This window comes from Bradyrhizobium iriomotense (assembly GCF_018129405.1).
Classification (GTDB): Bacteria; Pseudomonadota; Alphaproteobacteria; order Rhizobiales; family Xanthobacteraceae; genus Bradyrhizobium; species Bradyrhizobium iriomotense_B.
On the sequence record NZ_JAFCLP010000040.1, the window covers coordinates 1 to 20,108 of the forward strand.

Annotated in this window: 19 protein-coding genes; 10 read left to right on the forward strand and 9 right to left on the reverse strand. The window is 64.4% G+C overall.

From position 1 onward, the window contains the following. Positions 1-230: 230 nt before the first annotated feature. The 4 genes from JQ592_RS37640 to JQ592_RS37655 all read right to left on the reverse strand — a co-directional run bounded on the left by JQ592_RS37640 (position 231) and on the right by JQ592_RS37655 (position 5,087). Complete coding sequence (locus tag JQ592_RS37640) at positions 231-1,520, reverse strand: M20/M25/M40 family metallo-hydrolase (protein ID WP_211407756.1); 1,290 nt, start codon at positions 1,518-1,520, stop codon at positions 231-233. 233 nt (positions 1,521-1,753) lie between these two features. Next, positions 1,754-3,355, reverse strand: coding sequence for a TRAP transporter large permease (locus JQ592_RS37645; protein WP_211407757.1), 1,602 nt, complete (start codon positions 3,353-3,355; stop codon positions 1,754-1,756). Then, positions 3,352-3,891, reverse strand: a complete 540-nt coding sequence (locus tag JQ592_RS37650; protein WP_183243252.1) for a TRAP transporter small permease subunit — start codon at positions 3,889-3,891, stop codon at positions 3,352-3,354. The genes JQ592_RS37645 and JQ592_RS37650 overlap by 4 nt, the downstream gene beginning before the upstream one ends. Before the next feature lie 272 nt (positions 3,892-4,163). Beyond that, the gene (locus JQ592_RS37655; protein WP_211407758.1) at positions 4,164-5,087 is read right to left on the reverse strand and encodes a LysR family transcriptional regulator; all 924 of its coding nucleotides are present in this window, start codon (positions 5,085-5,087) and stop codon (positions 4,164-4,166) included. A gap of 106 nt (positions 5,088-5,193) precedes the next feature. Between JQ592_RS37655 and JQ592_RS37660 the strand changes: the two genes are divergently transcribed. The 3 genes from JQ592_RS37660 to JQ592_RS37670 all read left to right on the forward strand — a co-directional run bounded on the left by JQ592_RS37660 (position 5,194) and on the right by JQ592_RS37670 (position 10,002). Then, a complete protein-coding gene (locus tag JQ592_RS37660) occupies positions 5,194-6,066 on the forward strand; it encodes an NAD(P)-dependent oxidoreductase (RefSeq protein WP_211407759.1) in 873 nt (290 codons plus the stop codon). Between the two features lie 8 nt (positions 6,067-6,074). After that, positions 6,075-7,604 (forward strand): aldehyde dehydrogenase family protein, encoded by a 1,530-nt coding sequence (locus JQ592_RS37665; protein WP_211407760.1) that lies wholly within the window; start codon positions 6,075-6,077, stop codon positions 7,602-7,604. Between the two features lie 148 nt (positions 7,605-7,752). Continuing rightward, the gene (locus tag JQ592_RS37670; RefSeq protein ID WP_211407761.1) at positions 7,753-10,002 is read left to right on the forward strand and encodes an ABC transporter substrate-binding protein; all 2,250 of its coding nucleotides are present in this window, start codon (positions 7,753-7,755) and stop codon (positions 10,000-10,002) included. Positions 10,003-10,029: 27 nt separating this feature from the next. On the opposite strand, the gene moaA is transcribed toward JQ592_RS37670, so the two are convergent. From moaA to JQ592_RS37685, 3 genes are all read right to left on the reverse strand, one after another. Then, entirely contained in the window at positions 10,030-11,064 is a 1,035-nt protein-coding gene (gene moaA / locus JQ592_RS37675; protein WP_211407762.1) for a GTP 3',8-cyclase MoaA, read from the reverse strand. Between the two features lie 119 nt (positions 11,065-11,183). Further along, positions 11,184-11,663: a hypothetical protein gene (locus tag JQ592_RS37680; RefSeq protein WP_211407763.1), complete on the reverse strand. Its 480-nt coding sequence runs from the start codon at positions 11,661-11,663 to the stop codon at positions 11,184-11,186. A gap of 156 nt (positions 11,664-11,819) precedes the next feature. Beyond that, a complete protein-coding gene (locus JQ592_RS37685; RefSeq protein WP_211407764.1) occupies positions 11,820-12,509 on the reverse strand; it encodes an HAD family hydrolase in 690 nt (229 codons plus the stop codon). A gap of 165 nt (positions 12,510-12,674) precedes the next feature. Between JQ592_RS37685 and rpiA the strand changes: the two genes are divergently transcribed. The 3 genes from rpiA (at position 12,675) to gor (ending at position 15,461) form a co-directional block, all read left to right on the forward strand. Beyond that, a complete protein-coding gene (rpiA, locus tag JQ592_RS37690; protein WP_183243240.1) occupies positions 12,675-13,379 on the forward strand; it encodes a ribose-5-phosphate isomerase RpiA in 705 nt (234 codons plus the stop codon). A gap of 11 nt (positions 13,380-13,390) precedes the next feature. Then, on the forward strand, positions 13,391-13,942 hold the full coding sequence (locus tag JQ592_RS37695) for a DUF2059 domain-containing protein (RefSeq protein WP_211407765.1): 552 nt from the start codon (positions 13,391-13,393) through the stop codon (positions 13,940-13,942). A 130-nt stretch (positions 13,943-14,072) separates the two neighbouring features. Then, positions 14,073-15,461: a glutathione-disulfide reductase gene (gene gor / locus JQ592_RS37700; protein WP_211407766.1), complete on the forward strand. Its 1,389-nt coding sequence runs from the start codon at positions 14,073-14,075 to the stop codon at positions 15,459-15,461. Between the two features lie 171 nt (positions 15,462-15,632). On the opposite strand, the gene JQ592_RS37705 is transcribed toward gor, so the two are convergent. Together JQ592_RS37705 and JQ592_RS37710 are read right to left on the reverse strand one after the other, a co-directional pair. Next, positions 15,633-16,772 (reverse strand): hypothetical protein, encoded by a 1,140-nt coding sequence (locus JQ592_RS37705; RefSeq protein ID WP_211407767.1) that lies wholly within the window; start codon positions 16,770-16,772, stop codon positions 15,633-15,635. Positions 16,773-17,099: 327 nt separating this feature from the next. Continuing rightward, positions 17,100-17,303: a hypothetical protein gene (locus JQ592_RS37710; RefSeq protein WP_211407768.1), complete on the reverse strand. Its 204-nt coding sequence runs from the start codon at positions 17,301-17,303 to the stop codon at positions 17,100-17,102. Positions 17,304-17,904: 601 nt separating this feature from the next. Here JQ592_RS37710 and JQ592_RS37715 point away from each other — a divergent pair. From JQ592_RS37715 to JQ592_RS37730, 4 genes are read left to right on the forward strand one after another with little or no spacing between them, the layout of a single operon-like run. Then, entirely contained in the window at positions 17,905-18,360 is a 456-nt protein-coding gene (locus JQ592_RS37715; protein WP_211407772.1) for a TerB family tellurite resistance protein, read from the forward strand. Positions 18,361-18,362: 2 nt separating this feature from the next. Next, positions 18,363-18,725 (forward strand): hypothetical protein, encoded by a 363-nt coding sequence (locus JQ592_RS37720; RefSeq protein WP_211407769.1) that lies wholly within the window; start codon positions 18,363-18,365, stop codon positions 18,723-18,725. Further along, positions 18,722-19,354: a YjbE family putative metal transport protein gene (locus JQ592_RS37725; protein WP_211407770.1), complete on the forward strand. Its 633-nt coding sequence runs from the start codon at positions 18,722-18,724 to the stop codon at positions 19,352-19,354. Before JQ592_RS37720 ends, JQ592_RS37725 begins: the two co-directional genes overlap by 4 nt. A gap of 34 nt (positions 19,355-19,388) precedes the next feature. Beyond that, the gene (locus JQ592_RS37730; RefSeq protein WP_211407771.1) at positions 19,389-19,970 is read left to right on the forward strand and encodes a TIGR00645 family protein; all 582 of its coding nucleotides are present in this window, start codon (positions 19,389-19,391) and stop codon (positions 19,968-19,970) included. Positions 19,971-20,108: the final 138 nt, after the last annotated feature.

Consider the following 20,108-nt stretch of genomic DNA (forward strand, 5'->3'; position numbering starts at 1 on the left):
TCCGACCAAACCAAAAACCAGCCGTGTTCCGGGCCAGATCGAGTTCTGCTATGCATAACTTCCCCGGACACCCCTGCCCTTGTGGGAGAGGGTGGCTCGCCGCGATAGCGGCGAGACGGGTGAGGGGTTGTCACCGCGAGTCCCACTTTCATTTGAGTGCGCTGAAACAACCCCTCATCCGGCGCTTCGCGCCACCTTCTCCCACAGGGGGAGAAGGAAGAACGCCGTCCCTATTTCACCTTGCCGGTGGACAGATCCATGATCATGCGCGTGGCGAGATAAAGACGCGGCACGATGCTGTCGAGCTTCACATATTCGGCATCGTTGGAATGCGCGCCGAAGCCGGAGAGGCCCATGCCTTCGACCACCGCGCCCTTGGTCTTGAGCGCGGCAAAGGCGGCGTCGGTGCCGCCGCCGGTTGCCTTCTCGTCGACCTTGAGAGCCATTCCGAGCTCCTGATAGATCGTCTTGCCGTAGGCCGCCACGCGGCGCGAGGCGTCGTTGGCCTCCAACGGCGGACGGCGCACCTCGAATTTCAGCTCGACCTTGGAATCGGGCAGCAGGCGGTTCTTGATCTTGTCCTGCAGCGCTTTCTCCAGCTCGTCGAAATCCGAGACCTTGAGCGCGCGCGCATCGGCCTGGGCCGTAGCTTCGGCCGGGATCACGTTGCGGTTGGTGCCGGCCTTGGAGACGGTCCAGTTCAGCTTCAGGCCCTGCTCGGGCTTGGACAGGTCCTTCATCTGAAGCACCTGGTGCGAGAGCTCGTAGAGTGCGTTGATGCCGCCCTCGGGCCTTGCGCCGGCATGCGACGACTTGCCGATCACCGAGAGATAGGCCGAGCCGATGCCGCTGGTGGCGAGCCGCAGCGTGCCGTCGGTGCCGCCGCCTTCGAACGAGAATACCACGTCCTGATCCGAGGCGAATTTTGTGATGGTGCTGCGCCAGCCGGGCGAGGAGATCTCCTCGTCGCCGTTGGTGAGCACCGTGAGCGTGCCGTATTCCCTGAAGTTCAGTTTCTGCAGCATCGCCACGGTGTGGAGAATGAGCGCGACGCCCTGCTTGTCGTCGGCAATGCCGAGGCCATAGGCCTTGTCACCGTCGATGCGGAACGGCTGGTCTTTCAGCATGCCCTTCAGGTACACCGTGTCCATGTGGGCGATCAGCATGATCTTCCTGCTGCCGGTGCCCTTGAACACGGCGTGCACGGCCGGACCGATCTTCTCGGGCGTGTCGTCGAGGCGATAGATGTCTGTGGGCTGCAGGATCTCCACAGTGCCGCCGAGCTGCCTGAGCTGGTCGGCCACCCGCCCGGCGATCTGGTTCAGGCCGTCGATGTCCTTGCTGCCGGATTCGATGCTGACGAGATCGCGCAGCGTGTCGAGCAGCGGCTGCTGCTCCTTCTGTGCCAGCGCGTGGACGTCGGCCACCGGCTCGGCGTGCGCGACGGGGGCGGCACATGCCAGCCACAGCGAGGCGATCAACGGAGCGACGAGCGAGGGAACAGGGTGCGATCGGGGCATGCGCGGCGGTCCATCGGTTGAGGAAGGAGCCGGTATGCCTGTGTTCGCGGCGCTTGTCACGCTCGCTGCTGAACCCTCTCCCCCTGCGGGAAAGGGTGGCTCGCCGCGTTAGCGGCGAGACGGGTGAGGGGTATCTCTCCGCGAGTTCGAATGACAATCGGACTCGCGGAGAGAGACCCCTCATCCGGCGCTTCGCGCCACCTTCTCCCACAAGGGGAGAAGGAAGGGCGCACTTACTTCTGCGGCGGGCCGAGATCCAGCGGCGGCAGCTCGATCTGCGGGACCTCGATCTTGACCTTGTCCAGATCGACGTTGAGCGGCTTGTCGAGCAGGCCGGTCACCACGGACGGGAAGATGATCACCAGCAGCACCATGATCATCTGCAGGCCGATCCAGGGCATCGCGCCCCAATAGATGTCGGAGCTCTTTACTTCCTTCGGCGCGACGCCGCGCAGGTAGAACAGCGCGAAGCCGAACGGGGGATGCAGGAACGAGGTCTGCATGTTCACGCACAGCATCACGCCGAACCAGATCAGCGCCGCGTCCGGTCCCACCACGGGGGCGAGGATCTTCTGCGCGATCGGCGCGATCATCGGCAGGATGATGAAGGCGATCTCGAAGAAGTCGAGGAAGAACGCCAGGAAGAAGATGAAGAGGTTGATGAAGATCAGGAAGCCCCAGACGCCGCCGGGCAGCGAGGTCAGGAGATGCTCGAGCCAGACGCCGCCGGAGACGCCGAGGAACACCACCGAGAAGCAGGTCGAGCCGATCAGGATGAAGGTGACCATGCAGGTGAGGCGCATGGTGGACTCGTAGCCCTGCTTGATGAGGTCGCGCAGGTCGGGAATGCGCGCGGCCTGGAAGCAGATCCACGCCACTGCCAGATAGGTCACCGCGAAGGCGAGCTTGAAGATCAGATTCTCGCTGTACAGGATCGCGACGATGGTGCCGATGCCGGCAGCGATCACGCCTGCGGCCAGCACCTTGCGATCGTTCGAGGTGAAGTCCTTGTGGTGGATCGCGGCGAGCACGATGGCGCCGACCGCGCCCATCGCGCCGGCTTCCGTCGGCGTCGCGAGGCCCATCATCATGGTGCCGAGCACGACGAAGATCAGCACGGCGGAGGGGATGATGCCCATCAGGCATTTCTTCCACAGCGCCCAGCCGGTCAGCGTGCGCGCTTCCAGCGGCACCGGCGGCACGTGGCCCGGCTTGATCAGGCCGAGGATGAAGGTATAGCCGGCGAACAGCATGATCTGGAACACCGAGGGACCCCAGGCGCCGAGATACATGTCGCCGACCGACTTGCCGAGCTGGTCGGCGAGCACGATCAGCACCAGCGAGGGCGGCACCAGCTGCGTGATGGTGCCGGAGGCAGCCAGCACGCCGGTGATGTAGCGCATGTTGTAGCCGTAGCGGATCATCACCGGCATCGAGATCAGCGCCATGGCGATCACCTGCGCCGCCACCGTGCCGGTGATGGCGCCGAGGATGAAGCCGACGATGATCACGGAATAGCCGAGGCCGCCGCGAACCGGGCCGAACAGCTGGCCCATCGAATCCAGCATGTCTTCGGCGAGCCCGCATCGCTCCAATACCGAGCCCATGAAGGTGAAGAACGGGATCGCAAGCAGCAGCTCGTTGGAGAGCACGCTGCCGAACACGCGGCCGGGAATCGCCTGGAGGAAGTTGAGGTCGAAGAAGCCGAGATGGATGGCGAGGAAGCCGAAGGACAGGCCGACCGCGGCAAGCGTGAACGCAACCGGGAAGCCGATCAGCATCGCCAGAACCAGGCCGCCGAACATCAGCGGCGGCATCATTTCCAGCGTAATCATTGGGTCGGCCTCTCGTACTTGGCGTCGATCGTCACATAGCCCTGGAGAGCCGCGATACGCTTGATGACTTCGGAAACACCCTGGAGCGCCAGCAGGACGAAGCCGGCGGGAATTACGAACTTGATCGGCCAGCGGATCAGGCCGCCGGCATTGCCGGACATTTCGCCGACCTCATAGGCCTGCATGAAGAACGGCCAGGACAGATAGGCGAGCAGGAGGCAGGCGGGAATCAGGAAGAACAGCGTGCCGATCAGGTCGAGCAGGAGCTGGCCGCGCTCGGACAGCAGCAGATAGAAGATCTCGACCCGGACGTGCTCGTTGCGCTTGAAGGTGTAGGAGGCGCCGAACATCACCAGGATCGCGAACATGTACCATTGCATCTCCAGCCAGCCGTTGGAGGAGTAGCTGAAGGCGTAGCGGATCATGGCGTTGGCCGCACTGACCAGGCAGGACAGAAGCACCAGGAGGTTACAGACGTAGCCGATCTTCTCATTGAGAAGGTCGATGGCGTTGCTCACCGCCAGCAATGGACGCATCTTATTTCTTCTCCGTCGCGGTCTAACTTCACGGGAGCAGCATCAGCACGCATCGCTACGCCCGCATGCGAAAAGCACGCGACCGCACGGCTCATTTTCCGAAAGCGTTGCGGCGTCAGTCCTCCCCTCGTGCCTTGCCGTCTTGACCGCGACCGCCAACGGGCGGGCCGGCTTATTGCTGCCGGGCAAGCAAAGGCGGTCGCACCAAACCAGCGGCTTCACCTGCCGTCAATCGGAAAATGGACAAATTGACGCGTGGTCAAAAGCTTAGGTTAGCGGCGGCCGGCCTGGAAGGCCTTCATCCGGCCGATCAGGAATCTGAGCAATTGGCTGGCCGCGTCCGGCAGTTCGCGGCCCAACCGGGTGATGATGTGGGCTTCTGCCGAGGAGAGCAGCACATTGTCGACGGGGACGGCGACCAGCGATCCGTCCTCGAGGTCCGCGGCCACCGAAAACGCCGGGAGCAGGGTTACGCCAAGGTCGGCGCGGACGAAATCTCTCAAGATGCTGATCGAGGTCGTGGTCAGCTTCGGCGAGAGACCTATTTTCTCCGACGTTTCGGCCATCGCGAGCAACTGACGCGTGCCGTAACCCGCATGCATGATCCCGAGCGAGTGCTTGGCAATCTCCCGGAGCTTGACCGGGCGGCGGAGCTTCGCAAGCGGATGGTCGGGGCGTGCGATCAGGCAGATCGGCTGCCGGATGGCGGCGCAGGAGCGGATTCGCGGATCCTGGGGCGGATGATAGACTAGCCCGATATGGCAGCGGTCGTCGGCAATGGCGCGAATGACCTCGCTGGTGCCGGCGAGTTCCAGCGAGATGGTCAGCCGCGGATGCCGCCGCCAGAACTCGCCGAGCGCGCCGCCCATGAGATCGGCGACAAAGCCCTCGCCCAGCACGAGGTCGATGTGGCCGCGGTGCAGCCCCTGGAGTTCCCGCAAGCGGGCGAGGGTGTCGTCGCGGTCCACGGTGTGGCGGCGATAATGCGCGATCAGGAGCTCGCCCGCCTCGGTCGGTCGCACGCCGCGGCTATGGCGATCGAGCAGGGCGGCATCGAGCTCCCGTTCCAGCAGGGCGATCTGCCGGCTGACCACCGACGGGTTCACCCCCAGCGCGTCGGCCGCGGCGCGCACGGCGCCGTAGCGCGCGGCCTCGAACAGATAGCGCAGCCGGTTCTCGTCGAGTGCATTACTCATCCCTAAGTGTTGCCCATGAGGCAACATTAGGCAACCGCGCCGCTGATGCCCAGTCCGGCCCCGGATCCCTATGGTTTGCCGGCACTCGCAGGGTGAGGGACAGGACATGGCGGTCGTCGGCGTCGTTGGGCTCGGGAATATGGGGCGCGGCATGGCGCTCTCGCTGCTGCGGGCCGGGCATGAGGTGCTCGGGACCGACGCCTCGGAGAAGGCGCGCAGCACGCTCGCATCCGAGGGTATCCCCATCTTCGAAAGCGTCGGGCCGCTTTGCGCCCGCGCCGATCTGCTCATCCTCTCGCTGCCGACCGCCGAGATCGTCGATGCCGTGGTGGCCGGCGAGGGCGGAATCATCGCCCATGCACGGCCCGGCCTGCGCGTGGTTGATACCTCGACGTCCCATCCCGAGACGACCCGCCGCCTTGCCGCAGCGCTCGCCGCGCACGGCATGTCCATGATCGACGCGCCGGTCAGCGGCGGCCCGAAGGGCGCCATCACCGCCACCATGACCATGGTGATCGGTGGTGCGGACGCCGATGTGGCCGCGGTCGAGCCTGTTCTTGCCGACATGAGCGCGAAGCGCGTCCATGTCGGATCGGTCGGCGCCGGGCATGTCTGCAAGATCATCAACAATCTGCTGTGCGCGGCGCATCTGCTCACCGCCGCTGAAGCGATGCGGATCGCGCGCGCGGCCGAGGTCGACCCGGCCGGGCTGCTTGAGGGCCTCAATGCCGGCTCCGGCCGGTCCGGCGTCACGCAGGTCAATCTGCCGACCTGGGTGCTGAACGGCGCGTTCGATTCCGGTTTCACCATGAAGCTGATGCGCAAGGATGTGCGCCTGGCGAGCCAGCTCATCGGCGAACTCGCGCTTGACCTGCCGATCGCCGAGGAAGCCGCACGGATCTGGTCGGAAAGCGCCGCCTCGATCGGCGACGGCGAAGACTTCAACAGGATCGTCGAGACTCAGCTCGGCAAGATGTGAGTGACACCATGACCTCCTTCATCGAAACGCGGCTGCGCGATGCGCTCGCGCCGTTCTGGCCGGATTGCACGGCGATTGGTTCTCACATTGCGGGCCGTGCCGTTCCTGGCACCGGCGAGATCATCACGGTCGATGATCCGGCAACCGGCGCGCCGCTCTATGCCTATCGCGATGCCGGCGAGGCGGTCGTTGCCGAGGCGGCTGCAGCGGCCAGCACAGCGCAAGCCGGCTGGTCGCGGCTCACCGGCGCGGCCCGCGGCCGCGTCATGCAGGCGATTGCGCGGGCCATTCAGGGCAAGGCCGAGGAGCTTGCGCGCCTGGAATCACTCTCGGCCGGCAAGCCGATCCGCGACGCGCGCGTCGAGGTCGCCAAGGTCGCCGAGATGTTCGAGTATTATGCGGGCTGGGCCGACAAATTCCACGGCGACGTGATCCCGGTGCCGTCGAGCCATCTCAACTACACGCGGCGCGAAGCCGTCGGTGTCGTGCTCCAGATCACGCCCTGGAATGCGCCGATCTTCACCTGCGGCTGGCAGGTCGCACCCGCCATCGCGATGGGCAATGGCGTGCTGCTGAAGCCGTCGGAGCTGACGCCGCTCACCTCGATGGCGCTGGCGCTTCTTGCCGAACAAGCCGGCTTGCCGGTCGGTCTCGTCAACGTGCTCGCGGGCTACGGCCACACGACCGGGCAGGCCGCGCTCGGCCAACCGGCGGTGAAGAAAGTGGTGTTCGTGGGGTCAGTGCCGACCGGCAGGCTGATCGCGGAAGCCGCCGCCAAGCGCCTGCTGCCATGCGTTCTCGAGCTCGGTGGAAAATCCGCCAATATCGTGTTCGCCGACGCCGACCTCGCACGCGCGGCGATCGGCGCGCAATCGGCCATCTTCGCAGGCGCCGGACAGAGCTGCGTCGCAGGCTCGCGGCTGCTGGTCGAGCGCTCCGTCTACGACCGATTCGTCAGGATGGTCGCCGATGGTGCTGCGAAGCTGAGGGTCGGCGCGCCCGATGCGGCGGAGACCGAGGTCGGACCGATCAACAATGCCCGGCAATACGCCCGCGTGCTCAGCATGGTGAAGCAGGGCCTCGCGGAAGGAGCGAAGCTTGCGACCGGCAGCGACGGCAGCACGGGCAAGGGCGGCTTCTTCGTCGCGCCGACCGTGCTGCGCGACGTCAGCAACAGCATGGCGGTGGCCCGCGACGAGATATTCGGACCTGTCGTCGCCGCGATCCCGTTCGATTCCGAGGAGGAGGCGATCGCGCTCGCCAACGACAGCGATTTCGGTCTTGCCGGTGCGGTCTGGACGAGCGATGTCGCGCGTGCACACCGGGTCGCCGCGCAAGTCAGGGCCGGGACGTTCTGGATCAATTCCTACAAGACGATCAGCGTCGCATCGCCCTTCGGCGGCTTCGGCATGAGCGGCTACGGCCGTTCGAGCGGTGTCGAGACGCTGTTCGAGTACACCCAGGTCAAGAGCGTCTGGGTCGAGACCGCGGCCGAGCCGGCTGTGGGCTTCGGCTACGCGCCGGGGATTCGGGAGTAAGGCTTTAGGCTATTGTTTGAGCGGTCGTAGATCTTTTCGGGGGCGATCGGGCAGGCTTGAAAAACGCTCTCAGCGGCGGCAATCTCCACCTGACTGAGGCCTCGATCTGGAGAATCTCGGCTTATGCCGACCGATGCGAGGATCGACGATGAAGCCGCGGCTTATCATGTGGCTTGCCGTTGTTGCGGGCGTCGCCCTGGTGCTCGGCGTCGCCTGGGCCGCCATCCTCTGGACCCGCCCGGAGCCTATTCGCATCGCGTTCGCCAATTCGCTCTCTGGCCCATCCGCCCCGGCTGGGACGGAAAGTCTGATCGCGATGCAGCTTGCAATCGACGAAGTGAACGCCAAGGGCGGCGTCAACGGACGGCCGATTGAACTCGTTCTGTTCGACGACGCGAGCGATCCAGCCGTGGCGCGCGCGAATGCGCGGGCGATCGCCGACAGCCCATGCGTCGCTGTGCTCGGCCATTATCTCAGCTCCGCATCGCTCGCGGCAGCGCCGGTATATAAGGATGCGCGGATTCCGGCGCTCACGGGAAGCGCGGCTGCCGACGATCTGACATCCACCAATGATTACTATTTTCGTGCGCTGTCGCCGGTCTCCGCACAGGCGCGCTCGATCGCGGAACATCTGCGCGCCGTGATGAAGGAGCCAAGAGTCCGTCTTGTTCACACGCGCGATTCCTACGGCAAGAGTTTTGAGCGTGGATTTGCGGCGGCCTATCCGGCGGAGCAGTTGCATGTCTTCGGACTGGACGTCGCAGCCGGTCGGATCCGATCGATGGATGAGGCGCTGGACGCTGCCGCGCAGGAGCCCGGTCCCGGTGTCATCGTCGTCGGCGCGGCAGCCGACTATATCGCAGACATCGTCAAGGCGCTGCGCCGCCGCGGCATCAAGGGGACGATCATCACAACCCAGGGCGCGGGCCGCGAAAGCTATTTGAGAAATTTCGTCAACGAGCCCGAGGAACAAACGCGTCCGGGTTTCTTCAGTGAGAATCTGTATGCGGCATCGTCGCTGATTTTCGACAGCGCCGGCGTGGCGGCACAGGCTTTCGCCGCCGACTACAAAGCGAGAGCGGGAACCTCCCCAAGCTGGGTGGGCGGTGGCTCGTATGACGCCGCGCGCCTGATGATCGACGCGCTGAGACGAGCTGCCGTACATCGCCGGTTCATGGGGCAGGGGATTCAGAAACCATCCGACAGCAAGGTTGCGGATCGCGACCGGGTGCGCCTCGCACTGGCCGCGATCAACAGTCCGAAATCGGCGGTCGTCGGGCTGACGGGGCGGCTCTATTTCAACGCGAACCGCGACATTCCGCGCCCGATCCGAATGGGTTTCTTCCGTTACGGTCGGTTCGTCACGGCGCCGCTGCAACTCGTGCGCATCGATCAGCCGGATGGAATCGATCTCGACGCCGAACGGGAGAAGGGCCATGTCATCGCGTTCGAGGGACGGCGCTATTGGATTCAACGCGTCGTTTATACCGGCATCGACATCATTCGCGTCAGTCGGATCGACGTGAGGCAAAATTCGTTCAACGTCGACTTCTATCTCTGGATGCGGTTCGCTGGCGACGATGAGGCGCAGACGCACGTCGAATTCCCGGCCTTGCTGGATCGCGGGGCGTTCGATGCAGCTCGGCCGATTCAGGCTGGACAGGAAGACGGCCTGAGCTATCGGCTCTATCGCATCAACGGCGATTTCAAGACCCGTTTCGATCTCCATGATTATCCGTTCGACACGCAGGAATTGCGTCTGCATTTCCAGAACACGGAACAGCGGCGGGAGCTCATCACCTATGTCATCGATCGGTTCGGCCTGCGGCTTGCCGACGACGGAAGCTCGCGGGCCGAGGACGGGGCCTATTCCGGACTTCCGCTCTGGCGATTTCTCGGACTGAACTATTTCGTCGAATCCATGTCCAGCGGATCGACGCTCGGCAAGGCGTCTTTGTTTGATGCCCAGGCAATGACGGAATTCGCAGGATTCGATGCGACCATCGTGCTGCGCCGCAGCTCCTCCATCTACATGCTGAAGAACCTGCTGCCGATGTTCCTGCTCGTGCTCGTCGTATTCGCGACGCTGTTCTTTCCCGAAACCATGTTTCGTGAACGCGTGACGATCCCGGTGACCTCGATCCTGGCGAGCGCGGTGCTGCTCGTAGCGGTGAGCAGCCAGATCGGCGATGTCGGATACACGGTGGTGGTCGAAGAGATGTTCTACATTTTCTTCGTACTATGCCTGATGACGATATTGGCGGGCTACAAACATGAAAAACTTCGGGGCACCGGCCGAAAGCGCGCCGCTGTTGTTCTGGATCACGTAGCGCAGGTCATTTATGCCGGGACGGTGCTCGCTGTCATCGTCGTGCTCTACCGGCGTTATGCCTTGTGAGGCACGCCTCTGGGGCCGGATCATGCTTCAGCCGCCGGTGACGCTCATGTGCCTGGAGACGCTGGGCCGGTCGTGGCGGCGGTCGATGATGAAGTCGTGGCCCTTGGGCTTCAGCCCGATGGCGCGGTCGATCGCATCCGCAAGCAGCTCATCGTCATCAGATGCACGCAGAGGCTTGCGCAGGTCCGAGGCGTCCTCGTGGCCGAGGCAGGTGTGCAGCGTCCCCGTGCAGGTGATGCGCACCCGGTTGCAGGATTCGCAGAAATTATGGGTCATCGGCGTGATGAAGCCGAGCTTGCCGCCGGTCTCGGCGACGCTGACATAGCGCGCCGGCCCGCCGGTGCTCTCGGCAAGATCCGTCATGGTGAATTGCTGGGCGAGGCGCGCGCGCACCAGCGACAGCGGCAGATACTGGTCGATACGGCCCGCGCCGATCTCGCCCATCGGCATGACCTCGATCAGCGTCAGGCCCATGCCCTTGCCGTGGGCCCAGCGCATCAGCGAAGGCAGCTCATCCTCGTTGAGGTTCTTCAGTGCGACCGCATTGATCTTCACGGCTAGCCCTGCGGCGCGTGCAGCCTCGATGCCTTCCAAGACCTTATCGATCTCGCCCCAGCGGGTGATCTCGCGAAACTTTTTGGGATCAAGCGTGTCGAGCGAGACATTGATGCGGCGGACGCCGCAATCGGCAAGCTCCTTCGCATGCTTTGCCAGCTGGGTGCCGTTGGTGGTCAGCGTCAGCTCGTTCAGGGCGCCGCTCTTGAGATGTCGCGACAGCGAGTGCACCAGCGACATCACGTTGCGGCGGACCAGCGGCTCGCCGCCGGTGAGGCGCAGCTTCTTCACGCCCTTGGCGATGAAGGCCGAGCAGAGCCGGTCGAGTTCCTCCAGCGTCAGCAGGTCCGCCTTGGGCAGGAATGTCATGTCTTCCGACATGCAGTAGAAGCAGCGCAGGTCGCAGCGGTCGGTGACGGAAACGCGCAAATAGGTGATGGTCCGCCCGAACGGATCGGTCATCGCGCTCGACAGCGCAGCGCGGGGATTCGCAGAAGATCCGTTCATACCAAATGCCTTGTCACTTACGGCGACGGCGCACCTTTGCTTCGGCGGTGCTTTGGAAGCAATCTAAGCATCGGACGCGGCTAGCACAATCGGCTGGTATACGTAACTCAGCGCCTGGATCAGCGCTTGCCCGCGTTCGGATCGGGGAACGGCGAGCCGGCTACGGGCGCAGCCTCGGCGGGCGCCGCAGCGGTCGTGGCCGGCTTCGGCTTCTTCGGCCGGTGCGGCTTGCGGACGGGTTTCGGCGGGGCGGCCGGCTGGAGTTCCGCAAACACCGGATTGGGGTCGGTGGTGACGGAGGCGGGCGTGGTGAAATCGCCGGGATTCTTGATCACGTTCACCGGTACGCTCGCGGGCTGGTACTTGGGCAGCGCGTAGGCGACTGTGAACGGCGCGTCGGGCGCGGGAACCGAGACCGAGCAGGGGGTCTTGCAGCCCGGACCGAGCGAGGTCGAGGCGTCAGCGCCGGGGGGATTGGATTCGAGCCGGACCTGGACGGTCGGCGGTGCCGATTTGAACGTGTCCCAAGACATTGAAGACATCGAGGAACAGCCGCCAAGGCTCGCCCCCGCTAGCGCAATCGCGATCACACGACGCATGAACCACCCACTTTAACTGCGACGAACCGCCACATCCCCGGGCGGACCTTAGGGGCGTCGCTGAGGGCAGGCAACCGGCGCGCCGCGCATAGTTAATAGTTGGTTAACGCGGAGTATCTTCGGTTTTTTGGTGGGATATCAGGGCCTTGCCGAATCCTAGGCCATCATCAGGCTGCTGGCGGCCGCCGGCAGATCGCGCATGTGATGGATCAGCCGGTCCGGCTTCAGCTCGGCAATCGGCACGTCGGTGTAGCCGAAGCTGACCCCGATCACGGGAACCCCGGCCCGCCGGGCGACCCCGACGTCGGTTCCGGCGTCGCCGACCATGATGCTGGCCTTCACATCCCCGCCGGCCCGGGCCACCGTCTCCCGGAAAATGGTCGGATCCGGCTTCTGGACCCCAAAAGTGTCCGCGCCGCAGATCGCCGCGAAGCGGCGGCTGAGGTCGAGCTGGTCCAAGAGGCGCTTGGACAGCCATTCCAGCTTGTTGGTGCAGACCGCGAGGCGATGGCCTTGCGCCGCAAACTGGTCGAGCGCGGCCTCGAGCCCCTCGAACGGCCGGGATTCGACCGCAATATGATCGGCGTAATAGGTGATGAAATCCGCCGTCATCCGGTCCATGTCCCTTGGGGTGACGGTGCGGCCCTCGGCCTCCAGCCCCCGCTCGATCAGCTTGCGGGCGCCGGCGCCGATCATGTTGCGGGCCGAGGCCATCGGCACGGGCGGCAGGCCTTCGCGGTCGAGCACGTAGTTCAGCGCGGTGATCAGGTCCGGCGCTGTATCCACAAGCGTGCCGTCGAGATCGAAGACGAGGGTGTAGGGGGAGGTCGTGGAGGGCGAGGTCATGGGCCAAGCGCTATCGGGCCGGCCGGATCGGCGCAAGGGCAGAAGCCATAAGTTCACCTTATAAGATCGGCCCACAGGCCTGTTCCCGCGAGGAAAACGAGGCTACATAGGCCGCCGCAAGCAGCTAATACCGGCGGCACTCTCAAGCCAGAGGCGGGCGCAAGATTGAACATGGACCAGTTGAAGCGGCAGGCGGCGGCGCGTGCGCTGGAGGAGGTGCGTGACGGCATGCAGCTCGGGCTTGGCACCGGCTCGACCGCGAAGCACTTCGTCGAGCTGCTCGGCGAGCGGGTGGCTGCCGGGCTCAAGGTGATCGGCGTGCCGACCTCCGAGGCGACGCGCGCTGACGCGGAGCGTTGCGGCGTGAAGCTGACCACGCTGGATGAGATCGACCATCTCGACATTACCGTCGACGGCGCGGACGAGATCGATCCCGAGCTCAATTTGATCAAGGGCGGTGGCGGTGCGCTGCTGCGCGAGAAGATCGTCGCGGCCGCCTCGGATCGCATGATCGTGATTGCCGACGACAGCAAATGGGTGCCGACGCTCGGCAAGTTTCCGCTCCCGGTTGAGGTCATCCCGTTCGGGCTTGGCGCGACGCGCCGCGCGATCGAGAAGGCATTTGCGGACTGCGGCGTTTCCGGGCAAATGGCGGTCCGCAAGGCCAAGGACGGCCACGTTTTCGTCACCGACGGCGGCCACTGGATCGTCGATGCCCAGCTCGGACGCATTGCGGATCCTGCCAGCCTCGCCAAGGCGTTGAGCGCGATTCCCGGCGTTGTCGAGCATGGATTGTTCATCGGCTTGGCCAGCTCGGCCGTTCTGGCGGGCGGCGAGGGAATCCGCGTGATTGAACGGCGAAAGCCCTAAGGAGACTAGGAATGAAGAGCGTTTTGAAATTGTTGCCGGCCGCGACCCTTGCTGCTGGCCTGGCCGTCTCGGCGGTCCCGGCGATGGCGCAGCAGCCGGCCCCGGCCCAGCCCAAGGCGGCCGCTGCACCTGCTCAGCCCAAGGCCTCGCCGGCGGCGATCGCGGCGGCCAGGGAAATTCTGCAGATCAAGAACGCCACGGCGATGTATCAGGGCGCCGTGCCGGGCCTCGTCGAGAAGACCAAGATCGCGCTGACGCAGCAGAACCTCAACTACCAGAAGGACCTCAACGAGGTCGCGCCGATCGTGGCCCAGCAGCTCGCCGGCCGCCAGAACGAGATCGGCGAAGGCATGGCGCAGATCTATGCCAGCGAGTTCACCGAGCAGGAGCTCAAGGACCTCGTCACCTTCTACAGGTCGCCGCTGGGCAAGAAGCTGATCGACGCCGAGCCGCGCGCCATCGGCCTCAGCATGGCCTTCATGAACTCCTGGGCCCAGAACTTCTCCGAGACCGTGATGGGTGCCTTCCGCGCCGAGATGCGCAAGCGTGGCAAGGAAATCTGACAGTACCTATCTGATCAGAGCTAGGTCACCTGAAGCGCGTCATCGCGCTTCAGGTTCATATTTGAGCATGATCTTTCCGGAAAACCGCTACGCACTTTTCCGGATCATGCTCTAGAGGTCGGAGTGGACAATGGCTGAATTCGACGTCGACCTCTTCGTCATCGGTGGCGGCTCGGGCGGCGTGCGTGGCGCCCGCATCGCGGCCGGTCACGGCGCCCGCGTGATGATCGCGGAAGAGTACCGCATGGGCGGCACCTGCGTGATCCGCGGCTGCGTGCCCAAGAAGCTGTTCGTGATCGGCTCGCATGTCCGTCACGAGATCGAGGACGCCGCCGGTTTCGGCTGGACCATCCCGTCCATGAGCTTCGACTGGGCGACGCTGATCGCCAACAAGGACAAGGAGATCGCGCGGCTGGAGGCGGCCTACACGACGAATGTCGAGAAGTCGGGCGCGCAGATCGTCAAGAGCCGTGCGGTGATCGAGGACAAGCACACCATCCGCCTGCTCGAGAACGACAAGAAGATCAGGGCGAAGTACATCCTGATCGCCACCGGCGGCGCGCCCAACCACGGCGCGGCGATCCCCGGCATCGAGCACGTGATCTCGTCCAACGAGGCGTTTCATCTCAAGAAGCTGCCGAAGCGGATCGTGATTCAGGGCGGCGGCTACATCGCGCTGGAATTCGCCGGCATCTTTGCCGGCTACGGCTCCGACGTCACCGTGATCTATCGCGGCGACAACATTCTTCGCGGTTTCGACGAGGATGTTCGGGCCCATGTTCGCGCCGAGATGGAGAAGCAGGGCATCACCATTCTCACCGGCTGCACGGTGACCAAGGTCGACCGCCACGGCGACGAGTTCACCACGCATCTGTCGAACGGCTCGAGCATCGCCTCGGACCAGGTGATGTTCGCGATCGGCCGCCATCCCAACGTCGCCAATCTCGGCCTGGAGAACGCCGGCGTCGCCATCAATCCGAAGAATGGCGGCATCGCGGTCGATCATTTCTCCAAGAGCTCGGTCGACAGCATCTATGCCATCGGCGACGTCACCCACCGCTTCAACCTGACGCCGGTCGCGATCCGCGAGGGCCATGCCTTCGCCGACACCGTGTTCGGCAAGCGCGAGGTGCAGGTGGATCACGCCAACATCCCGACGGCCGTGTTCTCGCAGCCGGAGGTCGGCACCGTCGGCCTCACCGAGACCGAGGCGCGCGCGCAATTCAGCCACGTCGACATCTACAAGACGACGTTCCGCCCCATCAAGGCGACCATGTCCGGCCGCGACACCCGCGTGCTGATGAAGCTCGTCGTCGACGGCGCGACCGACCGCGTGCTCGGCTGCCACATCGTCGGCGATTGCGCCGCCGAGATCACGCAAGCGGTGGCGATCGCGGTGAAGATGAAGGCGACCAAGGCGGATTTCGACGCGACCATCGCGCTGCATCCGACCGCAGCCGAAGAGCTCGTCACGATGCGTACGCCGACCGCACGCCATGTGCGTCAGGCGGCGGAGTAGGGGCTGTCGCCCAATAGCGAGAGGCTGCCGGACGAGCTCGGCCTGCATGGTTCGAGACGCCCGCTTTGGCGGGCTCCTCACCATGAGGGTCTAAATTCTCGCCGCAGAACCGACCTCATCCTGAGGGCCCGCCGGAGGCGGGCGTCTCGAAGGATGGCCGCAAGCGAAGACTTACCCGTACAAATATCCGACCGGCTTGCCTTCGGTGCGGAGGGGACGGATGTCCTTGTGGGTGATGATCTGGCCGGCGAGGCCGTCGATCTCGTCGCGCTGCGTCGGGGTCCAGCTGCGAAGCTCATTCATGCCCTTGAGCAGGCCGAGGCGGAGGACCTGGGTGTTCTCGCCGACGCCGATGAGGCTGATGGACTCCTTGCCCGCCGTCACCACGTCGCCGGCGGAAAGCTCGAAGCTCTCGCCGGCCTTCTTCTTGAATTCGGCCGTGCCGCGAATGACGCGATAGATCACGACCTCGCCCTTGGCGAAACAGGTCGCGTCCGCTGCGGCAGACGTGCTCTTCGGCAAGAGTGCGTGGCCCCGCGGGTCGGTCGCGATGATGTGGCCGGTGACGAGATGCCCGCTGGGAATCTCGATGCCGATATCGCGCACGTAAACCGGCACGGCCGATTTGACAGGACCATCGGTGAGCGGCTTGAACAGCGCGTCGAGCGCCAGGGGATCCTGCAGCCAGAAGCCGGCATCGGCCGGACGATCATGCAGCGGATGGCTCCAGGCCACGCGCGGCGTTTCGTCCTCATTGATCTGATCCGGGCCGACGATGGTCGGGTTCGGAAAGGTCGTGGGATCGGTGATGAAGGCTTCGAGGAATTTGCCGGAATAGCCCATCGAGATCGGATCGGGCACCACCGTTTGCGGCGTCTTCAGGTTCTCTTCTGTCGACAGTCCCGACCAGGTGTAGAACAGCTGGCGGTGCACGATCGCGCTTTGCAGCATCACCGCGCCGGGGCCAACATTGTACCAGCGCCCGTCATAGTCGAAGGTGAACGCGCCCGAAGTGACCAGCACGAGCTGAAAGCCGCCCGGCGGCAGATGCAGATGGAAATCGGTCGGGCCGGTGTCGGGACGGTAGATCGGCAGGTTGGTCGCGACCTCGTGCAGCAGGAAGGTCTCGTTGTTGGCGTGGAAGCCTTCGTTGGCGCGGTTGTAGAGCGCCTGCGGCCGGTAGGTCGCCTCGAACTTCGCGTTCTTGTCGCGATCGATCGCGACGAAGTCCTGATCGTTGAGGCGGAGGGGTGAGCCATCCGGGCGGGTGAGGCCGGTGAATTTGAGATCGCCCGCAGCATGCACGTTCATGGCATTCTCCGATGTGAGGCCGTCATCCCGGAGCTGGGCGCACGCATCTTGCTGCTCCTGTGGTGGGAGGCAGGGAATCCGGCGTGACGATGTCTTGCGAATTTTGGGCCAGTCGGCGTGTGGCGCAGCGCGTGGGCTCTCCGGCTTCACGCGGCGAGAGAAAAATCGAGGTTGCGCCTGAGGTTAGATAGGGCGGTTCAGCAGCCTGCCGGGCCCTGTTCGCAAAACCGCAAGTCCGATCGAGGCACACATTTGTCTAATTTGTCGCCATCTCCTGCAAAGGCCATGCAGTCGTGCAGGCCGCGAGGACAGGCAAATGCCGGTGGCTCAGCGTCCGGGGCGGCTCAATTCGAACGACTGACGGACGGTCCGCTCGGGCTTGCCGGACGGGCTGTCCGCCCACTTCGCCATGTCCACCGCGCGCGCGTCGATGCCTTCGCACCAGAGGCAGCTCAATTCCGCGCGGCCCTTGGCCGTCAACATCGGGACAAGCGCATGGCCGCAGCCGGTGCAGGACGTGATGCTATGCATGCGATTCTCCGCGATCATCGAACTCAGGACGACCTTTTCGCTGCCGAAGCTTGCGTGGGCGCTATGGCGGCGCAGGAGCGCTCGCTCGGGAGAGCGTAGCGATCCATCGTGACACGGCTACGATGTCGCCCATACTCCGTCATTGCGAGCGCAGCGAAGCAATCCAGAGTTTTTCTGCGGAGGGATTCTGGATTGCTTCGCTGCGCTCGCAATGACGGCGTTGAAACAGGTATCGGGATCTCCCGTAGCCTGCGTGAGCGAAGCGACATGCGGGATCACTGTCCCGGATATCGCTGCGCTCATCCGGGCTACGAAGCTGCGAAACTGCTTAACCAAACATGGCAACACGGAACCGATGCGGCGGCTGGTCGCAGTGAGATCGCCTTGATTCCGACAGACCCATCTTTATTTCTGAGGCGAACAAGAATCCGGGCCCCTCTGGCGAGGACGCCGACAGATGTCGGCAAACCTCGCGATGTCGGATGACCTGTCCCGCGCGAATGCGATGGATCGGCAGACCGTCGGGCCCTCTCGACTTCCTTCCGACCCGTCGTCCCCATCGCAGCTCCGCGCGGACATTTGCGCAAAACGAGGAGCAACGATGTCTGACGCCAAATTCTCCGATACGATCGAGATCACCGAACCGTCCAGCCTGAACGAGCAGGCCGCGGTGGCGCTGGTCATTGCCGGCGCGCTCGTAGCCGTAGCCGACCGGCGCGTCTCGCCGGTCGAGCGCGACGAGGTGATCCGTTTCATCAGGGATCGCGGATTGGCGCCGCATATCGGCGACGAGCGGCTGCTTTCGATGTTCGACGAGCTCGCGGAACGTTTGGAAGAGCCGGACTTTGCCAATGTGGTGATCGACACGCTGCGGCCGGTTTCAAACATGCCGCTGTCATCGCATCTGATGGAGCTGTCAGAGCGCGTCGCGGCCGCGGACGAGGACGTGCATCCGCATGAGGTGCAGGCGATCAAGTTGCTGCGGCTTTTGACGCTGGTGCTGCCGCGCGCGAAGCAGGTCGGGCCGGGTGCGGTAAGCACCGCCCCAAAGGAGTGAGCATGAGCACAGCATCGGATGAGCACACGACCGGGATCGAGGGCGCCGCTGGCCAAATGGCCGGCGGCGATCCGCGCCTCGACAAGCTCGTCCATCGCCTGCCGCCGCGCATGGGCGACACCGTCACATATCTGCTCAAGCCCTCCAGCCGGTGGGTGCGGATTCCCTCGGGCGCGTTGCTCGTCGTGGGCGGCGTGCTCTCCTTCCTGCCGGTGCTCGGCGTCTGGATGCTGCCGCTTGGTCTTGCGCTGCTCGCCGAGGACGTGCCGACGCTGCGCTCCTCCCGTTCAAAGGTCTTCGACTGGATCGAGCGGCGAAAGCCGCATTGGCTCGATCCGTCCACACCGAAAAATGATCAACCATGACTGAATTCATCACCGCTGATGCGCTGGCTGCACTGCTTCAGGTCGTCCTGATCGATCTCGTGCTAGCCGGCGACAACGCCGTGGTCATCGGCCTTGCCGCGGCCGGCCTTCCGGCCGCGCAGCGCCGGCGTGCCATCATCGTCGGCATTGCCGCCGCAACCCTGCTGCGTATCGTGTTTGCCGGCGTCGCGACCCAGCTGTTGCAGGTGATCGGCCTTCTGCTCGCCGGCGGCGTGCTGCTGCTCTGGGTGTGCTGGAAGATGTGGCGCGAACTGCGCGAGCATTCCGCGCATTCGAGCCAGCTCGCGTTCAGCCATGGCGGCGCGAGTGCTGCGCCGGCGCAGAAGACTTTTGGCCAGGCGGCGGTGCAGATCGTTGCCGCCGACGTCTCGATGTCGCTCGACAACGTGCTCGCGGTCGCGGGCGCCGCGCGCGAGCATCCTTACATCCTGGCCTTCGGCCTGCTGTTGTCGGTGGCGATGATGGGCGTTGCCGCCGACCTGCTCGGCCGGGTGCTGCAGAAGCAGCGCTGGATCGCCTATGTCGGTCTCGCCATCATCGTTTACGTCGCCTTCGAGATGATCTATCGCGGCTCGCTCGAGCTTGCGCCCGTGATCGCGAGTCTCTAAGCGGACGCGTCCTGCCTGCATTCCGGAGTGATCAATGACGTCTGAATCCACAGCACCTACGGCTGCGCCGTCGCCGCGGCCGGAAATCGGCCCGTTCGCGCAGCTGATCTTCGGCTCGCGCTGGCTGCAGGTGCCGCTGTATGTCGGCCTGATCATCGCACAGGGCGTCTACGTGCTGTTGTTCCTGAAAGAGCTCTGGCACCTGGTCGTGCATTCCTTCGACGCCAGCGAGCAGCAGATCATGCTGGTCGTGCTGGGACTGATCGACGTCGTCATGATCTCGAATCTGCTGGTGATGGTGATCGTCGGCGGCTACGAGACGTTCGTCTCCCGGCTCAACCTGAGCGGCCATCCCGACGAGCCGGAATGGCTCAGCCACGTCAACGCCAGCGTGCTCAAGATCAAGCTGGCGATGGCAATCATCGGCATCTCCTCGATCTCGCTGCTCCGGACCTTCATCGAGGCTGGTAATCTCGGCACCACGCGCAGCAATTTCACCGAGAGCGGCGTGATGTGGCAGGTCTTGATCCACCTGACCTTCATCATCTCCGCGATCGGCATCGCCTGGGTCGACCGCCTCAGCGACAACGGCCACCGCAAGCAGACCGGTCACTGAGCGTCGGCCTTCGGATGGGGTGGCGCTGCGGGGCTCTCGCCAGCGGTGCTGCGTCCCGAGCGCTAGAGCATGTTGTTTTTGACTGGAATCGGGATTCCCACCGGGAGCGATTTCTGATTCAACCTCCATGCTGGAGGG